Source organism: Cupriavidus metallidurans CH34, from assembly GCF_000196015.1.
Taxonomy (GTDB): domain Bacteria; phylum Pseudomonadota; class Gammaproteobacteria; order Burkholderiales; family Burkholderiaceae; genus Cupriavidus; species Cupriavidus metallidurans.
In genome coordinates, this window is the sequence record NC_007973.1 from 2,768,934 (window position 1) to 2,781,218 (window position 12,285).

The window sequence follows — 12,285 nt, forward strand, 5'->3', positions numbered from 1 at the left end:
CGTCCCATGGTTTGCAGCCCCGTTTGGGGGTGATCGGGGGCGCGGATTGCATAATATCGAATCCGCGTGCCGCAACAGTCTCTTTTGATCAATTCATGAACGGATATCTGCTCCTCGCCCTGGCCATCGTTGCCGAAGTCATCGCCACCAGCAGTCTCAAGGCCGCCGAGAACTTCACGCGCCTGGTCCCCAGCGTCCTGGTGGTGACCGGATACGTAGCGGCGTTCTGGTTACTGATGCAGGTGATGAAAACAGTGCCAGTCGGTGTGGCCTATGCGATCTGGTGCGGCGCCGGAATCGTGCTGGTGACGCTCATCGCATCGGTGCTCTACCGTCAGGTCCCAGACCTGGCGGCCTGGCTCGGCATCGGGCTGATCATTGCCGGCGTGGCGGTGATCCAGCTTTTCTCGAAGATGTCGCATTGATTCCGGCAGCACCCTGCCCGGCTGCGCTCACCCCTTCGGTGGCAGCGTACGCAGCAGCCGGTTGACCTGTGCCAGCGTCTCGCATTCGTCAGCCTTGCGCTGCCGGCGCTGCTCGACGATTTCCAGCATGGCGCGGATCTGCCCATTCTTGGCCTCGCAGGCCTCGCGATTCGGCTCCGCGCACGGGACCTCCAGTTCACCCCGCAAGCTCTCCTGCACGATATTGATCAGCGCCGTGCAGCCCGATGTATCGGCCAGCGCCGGATCGGACGCCGGTGGCACCGCCAGAGCCGGCATCGCACCCATCAGGACAAGCAGCGGCAACCGGCAAAGATTCGCGCGGACGGATGACATGGGTAGGCGGAAGCTGGCCAAATGTGTCCTTGTTTGCGGCGTGAAGCCGACATCATAGCCGGTCGCTGAATCGGCCAATCGGAAATGTCCACAAGGTAAACGGATCGCGTCGAGAGACGCCACGTTTCGCCCGAACAGAGAAATTCAATTTATTACTATTCAAACACCAACAGCTACACCGGTAGAGTAATAACTTAACGAGACTGGCTTTGACGCATGACATCGAATGCACCGCGATTGCAGTCACCGTTCCCTTCAATCTCAATAGATGGACCGCGGCGCGGAATCTCAGTCCCGGTGCGTTTCCATCGGCGACAAGTTATTGCCCATGCTTGAACCTCTCATCAGACATTTTCGGCACACCGGATGGAACCCGACGCGGCCCGGGCTTATCCGCATCACCCTCCTCGGTGGTTACATCTTCTTGACCCCAATCCAGCCAGTGTCCGCAGGTTCGATCATCTATCCAAGCACCGCAGGGACCCCGTTCAGCCTGTCATTTGGGACGTCGTTGACGTCTTCGCGAGACCAAGGAGTTGGACGGCAACTGGCAACCGCGTGGCAAAACCCCGGCCTTAGACTTTCCGATGTTAGGTGCCCAGTAACGAAAACAACGAGTGTCAGTGGGATTCCAGTGCCAGGAATGCCCAATGCGTACCAGACCAATCTGGCGGGCATAGGTATGCGTTTTGCAATGACCGACGGCTGGACGGGGGGTTTGGCTGCAGCACCATCGAGGACGACGTTTTCTCCACCGAGTCCAAACGCCGCCGCCGTGGACTACTTCTCGGCTGAACTCATCGTGACTGGTCCCATCAAGTCCGGCGCATTGACCAGCCTGCCCTCCATGACCGTCCAGTTCTCGGGCAGTTGCTTCGATACAGTCACCCGAACCATCACGATCACACCCGGTACGCGAGTCATGGCCAACAGTTGCACCGTCACGACACCGCACGTCGAGGTGCCGCTGCCCCCGGTCAGGCTTGCGAGCCTGCTGCCGGTCGGCAGAGTAAGCACCGAACGCGCCGACTTCAACATCAGCTTGTCGTGTCCAACCGGTATCGGCATCCATATCACGTTGACGGACGCAATCCGGCCCGTCAACAGGACAAACGATCTCACGCCGGCGCTTGATTCCACGGCGCGCGGCATTGCGCTTCGACTGTCGAGAGGCGGCACGCCAATCACCTTTGGCGCCGATTCCGCTGCACGAGGAAACCCCGGGCAATGGTACGTGGGGCCGTCTGCCGCCACCACCCTTGTGCCCTTGACCGCGCGCTACGTTGCAACCGGAACCGTCAGACCCGGCGCTGTCAGAGCGCTGGCAACGTTCACGCTCAGTTATCAATGACCGGCGGGCGCGGACACTGGCCAAATTGAAAACAGACCATCGTGAAATGGCCTGCCAAAAGGTGGATAGGTAGATCAGCGACGGGCCAATCAGTCGTCTCCCCAACGCCAGCGTGGCGGCTCCCCCTTGATCCAGCAAACGACAAACAGCGCCAGGCTCAGGATCACCACGAGGAAGACAAAGACAACGGGACGGTGGTCAACGCGGAAGAAGAAGACAGCCAGCGCTAGCAACGCGAAGTACGCGCCGTAGGCTATCCAACCTTGCCAGCAAGTCGGGAGCCCCCACCCCCAGCCATAGCGCTTGGCGTGAAACCAGTATTCAGGGTCGGTCTGCATGGTCAGGCTCCGTATACCGCATGGACGTCAGCGCAATGTACCCGCGCATGACTTGATCCTCAACGATACGCCTGCCCCGTGGACCTAACGGGGTGCCGTCGCAGGAACGACTGTGGTCCCGGGCGGCGGGATGAACGGTATGAATTTGCAGGGCTCGCGCTGTCCCAACGAGCAGTTGGACCCGATCGCGCAGCCGGTGAGTAGTAGGGCAAAGAATGTACTGGCCAGTGCTTTCATCAGTATTCTTCCGAAGAATCTTTGAAGCGTAGCAGCGCATCCGGCCAGTTCTTCGCTACAACTGCGAAGCATATGATCTGCCACAACTTTTCATGTTCGGATCGTTCCGGATGCTAGCGCAGACAATCAATGTGCCAAGGCTAAGTGGTCATGACTGGAAAGCTGACAAGTAGAGAACTGCTGCAAATGGAATGATGATCCCACCGGGGAGTCATAGACACAGCATCAGTCAGCATGGGATGGGCAATGGAACGTGGACAGCCGGTAACGCCTCACTTCCGACGATAGCCTGCGCACCACCAGCCGCCAAAGCGCGGACAAAATCATTGGCCGAGTGTTATCCAACTTTGCGGCGGCTGCCGTGATCATCAACCTAGCCTCGTGTTGTCTGCATTGGAAGTGTTGGAGGATCGGCCTGCCTGCCGAGCGGCGAAACGATTGCAGTCATGGAGTTGCAGCGAGCGCTGCAAGACGGCGCAGTGTCGGCCATGATGCCGACGCGCGGCGCCGGCACAGACCAATATCTCCGCGAGATAAATGTGAGATATGCATCTCATTGCTTTCACAGAGACCGCGTGAATTGAGGAGAGCACATCCTGCTACAATCGCGCGCGGGTACGCAACTCCGCTAATTTGGCAGACAGGAGAAACAAGAATGGAACAAGCAACGCAAGTTGTCGAACGACCAGCCGACGGCTTCGAGAACATCAAGACTATCGATGTAGCCCGGTTGCTGCGTGAGGAACACTTGCTTACGAACGAGTTCGCCCAGCAACGCCCGTTCCGCTATATCGTTATCGACAATTTTCTGCACGCAGACCAAGCCGAACGCATCTACAAGTCCTACCCGGCGATTGACGAAGCTTGGCAGAATGGCAATGACGTACATACCAAGGGTAAGTGGGGCACCCCCGACGTAGAGGGAACCGTGGCAGGCGAGTTCTATCGCGAGGTCAATTCTCCCGAATTCCGTACCCTCCTCGGCCGCATCACAGGTATTCCGCAGCTTTTGCAGGACCCTGACCTGCAGGGTGCCGGCCTCCATCAGATCCGCGATGGCGGGTTCCTGAGTGTTCACATCGACTTTAACCGGCTTAGGGGCTCAAACCTCGATCGACGCCTAAACCTGTTGGTTTACATGAACCCGGGCTGGAAGGAAGAGTGGGGTGGCTGCCTGGAATTGTGGGATATGGAAAAGAAGCAGATGGTCAGCAGCGTCTTGCCGCTTCTAAACCGTTGCGTCATCTTCGAAACGAACGAAATTTCGTATCACGGCCATCCAGTTCCCGTGAGCTCTGGCGGCGTCACCCGCAAATCGCTGAGCGTGTATTACTACACCGATGGACGCGATGATGTGGTGGCTGATAACCATAGCACCATTTATGTCAATACACAGGGAGCGGAAGGCAGTGCCAAGCTGCTGAAGAATGGCATAGCTCATTCGGCTCGGAAGCTGATCAAGAAACTCGGCGGCGACGGCAACTTCTAAGGCAAGTCAATTCACCTTGATTTCCAGCAACAAGTCTTGATGTCAGCATAACCGCAGGCGAGGATGGCTTTGTCCGTCCCGCCCTACCTGAGTATCGGCCTTGTCCACAAGATGGGGCGCCTCCAGCCACCCCATCTACCGTTGGCCACGTCGCGTGGCAGCAACTACGGATAGTTCATGTACAGCGCCGCAATGGCGCTGACGCTTCCGCTGGTGACGACCTGCCCCGCCTGGAAATACGTAGGGAGCCCCCAACCCAGCCGTGGCCGCCTGGCACGCGATCAGGACACACGCTAGTAGTGCGGGCCGCCCTGCCAGCGATCCCGGTCAGTATCGTTATCCCGGTGATCGCCCCGATCACGATCTCCGTGATCGTGATCTCGATCGTAATCAGATCGACCATCTCCGCCGTAATACCCACCGCCTCTGTGATCGCCATGATCGGGGGTAATGACGCACCCACCGAGCAGCGCCACGGAGGTGACGAGAAGCACAAGAATGGGCTTCATATGGCACTCCTGTTCAGCCTTTTCCTTTCTCGAGCATATGCATTGGACTACCGGCACGATGTAGGAGCGAGGACATTCCGCAGCAAGGCGTTCTCCTACAGCGAGAGACGGCGCGGCGCGAAACGATCGGAAGAAACGATAAAGGGAGAGGCCAGTGCAGACTGAATGATGGTCCCGCCGACAGGCAAAGGAACCAAACTAGCGCCCCGCAAAGCCAGCACTGGCCTAGAGGGGGTTCGTGGGGTGGGTTGAATTACCCCAGCATGTTACCCCACCCCAAACCGGCCTTCTAGATCCCCGGCGATACCTCGCCTTAGATCAGGCCAACCTTAGCGGCCACCTTAGTCGCCATCCACGTCCCCTGAATCCGTACCATCTCCTCCCCATTCGGAGCGGTCTTGGTCTCGAACCCTCGGGACGCCAGCGCCCTGGCACTCGGGGCCACGTTGGACATGTACGCCTCAACCAACGGCTTGAATGCTGCCATGCTGTTACCGAACACCTGTTGCTGAACGGCAGTCTGCAAGGCTCCCTTGTTCTCAGGCTGACGGCAGAACGCATAGAAGTTCTGGAGGTCACCTGAGGGGATGCCGAGGTGGTTCACAACAAAGTTGTCAGCCTGCCCTTGATAGGCATCCACAACGAACTGAGTCCGCTGCGCTGCTTCGGCTGGCTCCATTCCCGTGTCTAGGGCCACGCCTGCCACCACATCATCTATGGTCATGTCCCCGACAGCAGCGGCGATGCCAATCGAACCTGCCTTCTGCACGGTGGAGTCGGACATACCGCCCAGCGCACTATTCACGGCGTCAACCACATCAGCGGGCATCGCTCCGGGTTCAACTTGAGTTTCCTCTTCAGTGTCATCCTGAGGAGTCCCCTTGGATGCCAACTCGAAGCCATCTGTGGTCTCCACCAGGACGCCAGCCTTCACGAGCGTTCCAACCTGAGCGGACATACCATCGATCACGACCACACTATCCTCCGTGATCTTGCTGGCAGGGTTGCCAAAACTATTCTTGGCAGTGGACCGCCAGTCATCATCACCGTAGGGCGTGAGGTCGCTAGCAGAGACGGTGCCGTGTGTGGTCGTGGTCGTGGCACCACCACCAGCCCGGAAGGTGATTGATGTGGTCCCACCGACAACCTTAGTGCTGGAATTCTGGTGGGCCGGGGGTGGCGTCAGGGGAATGGTCGTAACGCTATTGCTCTCAGCTGTGCGTGAGCACGAGATTCGATGGATGCGCGAGCACGGTAATTGATGGTCGGCTGCGGCACCGTCCATCACCAATGTTGCGTGCCGTCGGGCAACGCTGATGGACGTGGCGATCTATCGCGGTGGACCGGATGCGGAGCAGCGGCACTGATGTAACAAGGGGCCCGGCGGGCCCCTTGTTACTGGATCAGAAGTCGTTATCTGCGAGATCGCCAAGGCCATCAGGATGCTCCTGCCGATCTTCGGCCAGCCACTGGGCCAAGGCCAATTGATAGTGAGCATGCAGACGGTCGCGCAGATCGTCGAGCAATTCGATCACAGCCCAGGCCTGCGCGGGCGTCCAGTTGGCATCAATGAGCAGGGGCAGCCCCTGGGCGATGCCGGATGGCTGGTGGAAGGTCATGGTGATGTCGTCGTTGTGTTGATGGACGTGGCGGCGATGGCCAACGGCGCCACTCACCGCCTGGCGCGGCGGTTCAGGGTTGCGCTGTAGGTTTCCAGATAGAGCTTCTCGTCGATCTGCGGTAGCTCCCGCTGCGCGGCCTGGGCCAGAAGCTCGCCCGCCAGGTTCATCAGGATGCGGTAATTGCCGGCGGCGTGCTCACACAGGGTCTGGCGCAATGGCATGGTCATCAGGGTGGCGTTGCCGGCGGCGGCCAGCAAGTGGTCCAGGCAGGCCTGCAGCTCGTCGATGCTCGCACTCTCCAGCGCCAGACGGCAGCGGATGCGGCTGCCCAGCGGGATCAGGTCCTCGCGGCTGAACTTCTCCGGCAGGCGAGCGTCGCCGGCAAGCACCACGCACAGCAGCAATTGCGAGTCGAAGCGTGCCTGTGCGAGCAGGCGCAGTTCCGAGAGGGCTGGCACCGCCATCTCCTGGGCTTCATCGATGAGCAGCACGCAGCGGCGGCGGCTGGCCTCCATGTGGGTGAGCCAGCGCTCGCGCAGCGCCTTGAAGCCGCCCCAGCGATTGTGGGGCTTGAGCGGTACGGTAAAGATGTCGCTGAGCTCGCGATAGAAGTCCGCCAGATTGCTCTGTGGGTGAGCGATCGAGCCGACCATCAGATCGGGGACGCGCATGAGGCGCTGATGGAGCAGGCGCAGCGTGACGCTCTTGCCGCAACCGGGGTCGCCATGCACCATGGCGAAGCCGCCTTCGCGGGCCATACCGTTCTCAATGCGCCAGCAGAAGTGATCGAGCTTGGGTGGCACGAACACGGCCTCGACGGGGATGTCCTGGGCGAAGGGGTTGAACTTCAGACCGTACAAGGCCAGCAGGTTGGGTTGATTCATAGCTTGGTGGGTGCGGGTGGGAGATAGGCCGGCGGCAGGCCGGTGGCGGCGTGTTCGGCGAGCAACTGACGCAGCAGCGGCGCAGTGCCAGCCTGCGCGGGTTCCTCGTTAGCAGGCGAGGCACCCTTGGCCGTGAGATGCGCGCGCCGTGCGTCGGCATTGGCAGACTTGTCCAGCGGGAACACGGCGGCCAGGATCGCGCCGATGCGCGCATCGATCAGGTCGACTTGGGAGAGATCCCAGCGCGCGTAGCTCAGGCAGACTTGCTCGAGGTGGCGGTAAGCGCCGGGGATCTCGAAGCGCACGCCGTCCAACGTGAAGGTGCCGTCGGTTCTGCGCTGGCGGCGATGCTGGCGGATACGGAAGGCCCGGCGCAAGGCCAGCGCCTCGGGACTGGGGCGCGAGACGTCGGCACAGGACAGGTAGCGCTGCAGAGGCGTCGCCTCGAGTTCGGCGTGTTCCTTGTGGTGGTATTCCTGCTCGACCCAGGCCTGCGTGGCGAGGTTCAATTGCTCCAGGGTGAGGTGCGACTCACCTTCGAGCATGGCCATCAGCCGGGACTCGAGCTGTCCCCAGAAGCGTTCCTGCTTGGCATTCTGGTATGGGCTGTAGGGCAAGGTAGTCTGGTGCAGGATGCCCAGACTGGCCAGCCCCTCGACGAACTCGTCGGCCATCATGGCTGCGCCGTTATCGGTCATGATGGCCCGCGGCAGCCCTCGCTTCATGATCGCCTGCGAGACGCCGTGCACCAGCGAGGCAGTGGTCTCGTCGAGGAACCACTGCAGGTGGCAGACCAGCCGCGAATGGTCGTCCATAATGCAGAGCAGCAGCGGCTTGTGCCACTGCCCATCGGGGGTGAGCACCTTGCGCGAACCATGGTGGAAGTCCAGGTGCCAGAGCGCGGCCACGTGGTCGACCTCGTAGCTACGCACCTCGCGTGCCTCGCGGCGAGCCGCAGCAGCGATGGCCCCATCCGTGCTCGAGCGCGGGGTTGGCTTGCGCACCAGACCCTGCGCCTTCAGATACCGGCACACCGTGGTGTAGGACGGCAGCGTGTCCGGGCCATCCTTGGTCGCGACGCGCAGGTTGTCGTAATGCAACTGCATGGTCCAGCCGGGGTGCTGACGGTACTGCTCGACCAGCGCTTCGATGATGGCTGGGCTCAGACTGACGAAGTGGCCGCAATCGTCGCGCAGTCGGTTCTTGAGTTGATCGACCGGATCCTGGACGTGACGGGCCCGGTAATACCAGCGTTCGATGGAAGACGCGCCGAACTGAACGTCGGCGCCGGTGATGGGGTGCCGCCAGACCTTGGCGGCCAGTGCCTGGAACGCTTGCTGCAATTCTCCTTTGGCAGGCGGCGAAGCCAGCAAAGGGCCAATGACCGAGAAGCGCAAGCGCGCCCATCGGTTGCGATGATCAATCGATAGTGACATGACTCTCCGTTGGGGGGATAACGGGAGCAGGCTACGGGCAGTGCGGGTGACCCGCCATCGACATGTTCTGCGGGAGATTCCCCTATCTGGCGCATCCCTCAGCCAGCGTGGTCAGGCCGGGCCCAGCAGCAGAAGCAACACCGCGGCCAGACGCTCGTCTTCGCTGTCGTGCTCGACCGATTGCAGCAGGCAGTCGGGATAGATGAACGGCTCGGGCGTTGGCGGGATGAGGCCACGCAGCCACCGACCGACGGGGGTCTTGGGGAAGGTCTCGGTCCACCACTGACGCCAGCGCTTGAGCGTGGCCCAACTGATCGCCGGCAGGCCGTCCAGGCAGGCGCCAGTGGCACGGCTCGATCGCAGTACCAGGACAATGGCCAGCCAGACACGCCGGCCGAGAAAGCGCACCGAATCGGGCGTCATGCGTTTGCGGCATCCGGCACAGCACAGGCTCAGGCGCGTATTGCAGTCCGGGTGTGCTGCCGGTGGGCATCCGCGCGGCTTACGCGGATAGTTGGCACTGTGCAGCACAGAGCCGCAATGGCAGCAGCCCCTGTCTCGCGCCACCTTCATCAAGTCTTCGTCGATCCGGCGCAACAGGGCAAAAAACGCTGGCGTTTGTAGCAAGGCATGGCACACTGCTGAGGTCTCCTTCATTGCTCGACACAATAAAGGCGACATCTTCCCTCAGGCGCGTGCATGCACGCTCCCTGAGGGAACCCCTCCAGCGTCCATCACCGTTCTTGCTCAAATCCCCACGCTTTCGGCATCACGAAAGCTGCTTATGCACATCAGCATCGGGAGAGGCTTGGTAAAACTCAGTCATTGTTAGTCCTTGTCATTGGCGCTTGCGCGCTAAGTGAATTTCAATAAATCAGCCGTTTTCTGGGGAGCATGTAGGGTAGGTACTCCCATGCGTAGATCGCGGCTGTTTGGGCGTTACGTGCGGCTGGGAATGGCATTCCCTGAGCGGGGCCGACCCACCCAGAATCCAGCCTTGTTGATTGCCATGCCCAAGGCTTCCATCTCGGGGACCGTGAGACATCTCCGGTCATCCCATGTCCCCACTCGGTGCTTGTCGAAAGCGGAGGTGGAGTTGAAGTAGAGGCGACACGTGGGGCATTGGTTACGGTCGCCGGTGAGGTGAAGTTTCATGTGAGTCAGATGAGCCCGTTCTCTCGGGCGGCAGTGATGCGATAGAACCCACCGCCGACCTCAACACGGTCCTCAGCAGCGGTCTTACCTTCCATGACGCGATAGCCGCGCTTGCGGAGTCCGGTGGGGCTGTAGGGGTCAACGGGTTTAACTGGAGGAGTGGCGAGCGGGGAGACTTCGGTGGGAACTCTGGGATGCGCTCCGGTGGTTTCGTAGGTGCCGTTGTCTAGCTTCCGCACCAGACCAAGCCGGATGAGCGTGGCAATGGTTGAGGTCACGTCTTTGACCCGGCATACGGTGTCGTCATTCATGCTGGTGGCAGCACCTCAGATAGGCGCGCGCTCAATTCCAGATCGACCAGACCGCCAATCAGTGAGAGCAGTCGCCCGTGATCGGAAGGCTTCTCAATGAAAAGCTCCAGCCTCATGCGGAGGTCATCGTGTGGGTCGTCCCCTTCGAGCATCCGCTTACGTTGCTTCCTCGTGCTGCCCTTAGCGTGCTGCATGACGGCCTCCTTGGAGCATTCGCTTGCCGTTTGCCCTGGCGACCAGATGACTCACATGGCGCTCAAAGAAACGGAGATAGCATTGGGGGATGAGTGTTTGATAGTTGGTCTTCATCTGTTCGAGGACGGCAAGCGTCCTGCCTGGATCGGCATCAATGGGATTTGTCATGGCTGGGGGATACTTGAGTTGAACCTAAGTGGGCTGACCGTGGCGCTCAGCTTCGCTTCGCTGGGCGACCAATCCATGAAGAGAAATCCATGAACATGGTCATACACGGCGAAGCCGTATCAGGGATGCACGTATGTGGATGTCCTCTTCCTTTTCCTCTTCTTGTTTCTGTTCTTGTTCTTGTTAGCTTTTGGGTCGCTAAGCGAAGGGAAAAGCGAGAAAAAACCTAGGAGAAACCTAGGGGTTTCATTTCGCTAGAAGTCTTCGGTCTTCTCGGTGGCCTTACGCGGTCTGCCGCCCTTGCCTCCGTTGGTGCTGCTGGCCTTCGACTTCGTGATTGCCTTCTCTCGTTCATCATCGAGATGCACTGCACGGCCATCGGGGAAGTACAGCCTGAGAACCTTCGCCCAGACATCGGGGGTGATGCTGCGTGCAACGCGGTGGGCCTCTAGGTCATCCTGAGAGGGAAGTGCTCCGTTGCGCCAGTAGAGGCTTTCGAGAAGGATCAAAGCACCCATCTCCTCGCCATTAAGCAGTAACGTCCGCTCGAACCATTTGGAGTTGACCCTGTAACTCAGGACACCCGAACACCGTTAAGTTGATGATGTTGCGGCGCGTCGGAACTCCCGAGGCGAACGATACTTCAACGCTTTATGCGGATGCCAGTCATTGTATTGCTCGAACGCGACCGTTAGCTGAGAGAGCGCGGTCGGCACGTCGGGCTTGTTCATGAACGCGATGTAATCGCGCTTCATGGTCTTGACGAAGGATTCGGCCATACCGTTGCTCTGCGGAGAACGCACCGGCGTGGTCAGTGGCTCCAGGCCCAGTTCCCGCGCGAAGCTGCGCGTACGATGGTCGATGTACGCCGAGCCGTTGTCCGAGAGCCATTCGATGGTTTGCTCGGTCTGCACGGCGCCAAAGCGCTGCTCGACGGCCGCCAGCATGACATCTCGAACAATATCCCCACTGTGCCCGCCGGTGGTCGCCGCCCAACTAATGGCTTCTCGGTCATGGCAATCGAGCGCAAAGGTGACGCGTAGCGGCGAACCATCGTCGCAACGGAATTCAAAGCCGTCTGAACACCAGCGGGTATTGCTACGGTCGACAGCGACCCGACCGTCATGGCGACGTGTATCGAGTCGTCGCCCAGGCCGGCGAAGCAGCAACTGGTGGTCGTGCATCACACGATAAACACGCTTTGCGTTCACGGGCGAGGCCCCGCTCAGCTCATGACTGCGCCGTAGCAAAGCCCAGACCCTTCGGTAGCCGTATGTCGGCAGGCCCGCAACCAGCTCATGGATTTCAGCCACCAGCGCCGTGTCGTCGTATTGGCGGGCGCGGCGGCCATCCCGCCATTCCGACGAACGGGCCTGTTTCGCTGCCACCGCAGAGCGCGCCACGCCAAGGACATCGCAGACCGTCTTCATTGGTCGTCCCCGGGCAGTAAGGGCGAGCGCGCAATCCAGTTTTTTGAGCGCCCGTACTCCACGGCTTCCTTCAGGATCTCGGCTTCCTGCGTTTTCTTTCCGAGTAGCCGCTGCAGTTCCCTGATCTCCTTCATCGCTGCAGCCAACTGCGAGGCCGGGACCACAGCTTCGCCAGCGCTCACAGCGGCCAGGCTTCCTTCCTGGTATTGCTTGCGCCATGCGAACACCTGATTGGGATTGAGCCCATGCCGTCGGGCAACCGCCGAAACCGTGGCACCCGGCTCCATCGTTTCCTGAACGATGGCGAGCTTTTCTTGGACTGAACGGCGCCGCCGCCGCTCAGGTTCGGTAAGAATTTCGATGCTTTCCACGATTTGCCTA

16 protein-coding genes are annotated in these 12,285 nt (G+C 60.3%); 5 read left to right on the forward strand and 11 right to left on the reverse strand.

Going from position 1 to position 12,285, the window contains the following annotated elements; genetic code table 11:
* Positions 1-95 precede the first annotated feature (95 nt).
* Complete coding sequence (locus tag RMET_RS12755; RefSeq protein WP_011517120.1) at positions 96-425, forward strand: DMT family transporter; 330 nt, start codon at positions 96-98, stop codon at positions 423-425.
* A 27-nt stretch (positions 426-452) separates the two neighbouring features.
* On the opposite strand, the gene RMET_RS12760 is transcribed toward RMET_RS12755, so the two are convergent.
* A complete protein-coding gene (locus tag RMET_RS12760) occupies positions 453-779 on the reverse strand; it encodes a hypothetical protein (RefSeq protein WP_011517121.1) in 327 nt (108 codons plus the stop codon).
* A 643-nt stretch (positions 780-1,422) separates the two neighbouring features.
* Here RMET_RS12760 and RMET_RS32270 point away from each other — a divergent pair.
* Positions 1,423-2,130: a fimbrial protein gene (locus tag RMET_RS32270; protein WP_157139108.1), complete on the forward strand. Its 708-nt coding sequence runs from the start codon at positions 1,423-1,425 to the stop codon at positions 2,128-2,130.
* 89 nt (positions 2,131-2,219) lie between these two features.
* Here RMET_RS32270 and RMET_RS12770 read toward each other — a convergent pair whose 3' ends face one another.
* A complete protein-coding gene (locus RMET_RS12770; RefSeq protein ID WP_011517123.1) occupies positions 2,220-2,468 on the reverse strand; it encodes a hypothetical protein in 249 nt (82 codons plus the stop codon).
* A gap of 892 nt (positions 2,469-3,360) precedes the next feature.
* On the opposite strand from RMET_RS12770, the gene RMET_RS12775 reads away from it, so the two are divergent.
* Together RMET_RS12775 and RMET_RS12780 are read left to right on the forward strand one after the other, a co-directional pair.
* Positions 3,361-4,194, forward strand: coding sequence for a 2OG-Fe(II) oxygenase (locus RMET_RS12775; RefSeq protein ID WP_011517125.1), 834 nt, complete (start codon positions 3,361-3,363; stop codon positions 4,192-4,194).
* A 299-nt stretch (positions 4,195-4,493) separates the two neighbouring features.
* The gene (locus RMET_RS12780) at positions 4,494-4,868 is read left to right on the forward strand and encodes a hypothetical protein (RefSeq protein WP_011517127.1); all 375 of its coding nucleotides are present in this window, start codon (positions 4,494-4,496) and stop codon (positions 4,866-4,868) included.
* A 148-nt stretch (positions 4,869-5,016) separates the two neighbouring features.
* Here RMET_RS12780 and RMET_RS12785 read toward each other — a convergent pair whose 3' ends face one another.
* The 7 genes from RMET_RS12785 to RMET_RS12820 all read right to left on the reverse strand — a co-directional run bounded on the left by RMET_RS12785 (position 5,017) and on the right by RMET_RS12820 (position 10,305).
* A complete protein-coding gene (locus tag RMET_RS12785) occupies positions 5,017-5,673 on the reverse strand; it encodes a hypothetical protein (RefSeq protein WP_152560281.1) in 657 nt (218 codons plus the stop codon).
* Between the two features lie 433 nt (positions 5,674-6,106).
* Entirely contained in the window at positions 6,107-6,322 is a 216-nt protein-coding gene (locus RMET_RS12790) for a hypothetical protein (RefSeq protein WP_011229369.1), read from the reverse strand.
* A 53-nt stretch (positions 6,323-6,375) separates the two neighbouring features.
* Complete coding sequence (locus tag RMET_RS12795; protein ID WP_008651548.1) at positions 6,376-7,209, reverse strand: ExeA family protein; 834 nt, start codon at positions 7,207-7,209, stop codon at positions 6,376-6,378.
* A complete protein-coding gene (locus RMET_RS12800) occupies positions 7,206-8,645 on the reverse strand; it encodes an IS481 family transposase (protein WP_008651549.1) in 1,440 nt (479 codons plus the stop codon). Before RMET_RS12800 ends, RMET_RS12795 begins: the two co-directional genes overlap by 4 nt.
* A gap of 111 nt (positions 8,646-8,756) precedes the next feature.
* A complete protein-coding gene (locus RMET_RS32275) occupies positions 8,757-9,302 on the reverse strand; it encodes a transposase (RefSeq protein ID WP_124682078.1) in 546 nt (181 codons plus the stop codon).
* Positions 9,303-9,805: 503 nt separating this feature from the next.
* Complete coding sequence (locus tag RMET_RS12815) at positions 9,806-10,111, reverse strand: hypothetical protein (RefSeq protein WP_011517130.1); 306 nt, start codon at positions 10,109-10,111, stop codon at positions 9,806-9,808.
* Positions 10,108-10,305 carry a hypothetical protein gene (locus RMET_RS12820; protein ID WP_011517131.1) on the reverse strand — a complete coding sequence of 66 codons (198 nt, stop codon included), beginning with the start codon at positions 10,303-10,305 and terminating at the stop codon, positions 10,108-10,110. Before RMET_RS12820 ends, RMET_RS12815 begins: the two co-directional genes overlap by 4 nt.
* 55 nt (positions 10,306-10,360) lie before the next feature.
* Between RMET_RS12820 and RMET_RS12825 the strand changes: the two genes are divergently transcribed.
* The gene (locus RMET_RS12825; protein ID WP_152560279.1) at positions 10,361-10,567 is read left to right on the forward strand and encodes a hypothetical protein; all 207 of its coding nucleotides are present in this window, start codon (positions 10,361-10,363) and stop codon (positions 10,565-10,567) included.
* 161 nt (positions 10,568-10,728) lie between these two features.
* Here the strand turns inward: RMET_RS12825 and RMET_RS12830 are convergent, their stop codons facing one another.
* Both RMET_RS12830 and RMET_RS12835 read right to left on the reverse strand, forming a co-directional pair.
* Positions 10,729-10,983, reverse strand: a complete 255-nt coding sequence (locus RMET_RS12830) for a hypothetical protein (protein ID WP_198162174.1) — start codon at positions 10,981-10,983, stop codon at positions 10,729-10,731.
* Between the two features lie 84 nt (positions 10,984-11,067).
* Positions 11,068-12,266, reverse strand: a protein-coding gene (locus RMET_RS12835; RefSeq protein WP_085959070.1) for an IS3-like element IS1087B family transposase whose coding sequence is annotated in 2 segments (ribosomal slippage) — positions 11,068-11,951 and positions 11,951-12,266 — 1,200 coding nt in all. Because the reading frame shifts where the segments join, the coding sequence is not laid out codon by codon here.
* Positions 12,267-12,285 lie beyond the last annotated feature (19 nt).